This window comes from Shewanella sp. AS1, from assembly GCF_021412565.1.
In the GTDB taxonomy this organism is placed as follows: Bacteria; Pseudomonadota; Gammaproteobacteria; order Enterobacterales; family Shewanellaceae; genus Shewanella.
The window spans coordinates 1-280 of the sequence record NZ_JAKCLJ010000138.1; the positions used below are offsets into that span (position 1 = coordinate 1).

A 280-nucleotide genomic window follows, 5' to 3' on the forward strand; every position below is an offset into this window, starting at 1 on the left:
TGATGAACCCGCCGCCTTCGCGGACAAAGTCGCGGATCAGCGTGATCTGTTCGGTGGTGAAGATCGTCGGGTTGACGTCGCCCAGGAGGATGACGTCGTACTCGCTGATCTCCTTGCGGTTGATGGGGAACTGCTCCAGCGGCTGCTTGCCATCGGTGCCGTCCCAGATGAAGGCGTTGTCGCTGGTGCACAGCAGCACGTCGACCTCGGTGGTATGGTCGCGGCGCAGGGCGTTCTTCAGATAGCGGTACTCCCAGCGCGGCAGGTCCTGGCCTTCGAC

1 protein-coding gene is annotated in these 280 nt (G+C 62.9%); it reads right to left on the reverse strand.

Features of this window, described 5'->3' with window-relative positions; all coding sequences use genetic code 11:
- Positions 1-280: hypothetical protein (locus LZP69_RS16405; protein ID WP_234201751.1), on the reverse strand; the 280-nt coding region annotated here is incomplete at both ends.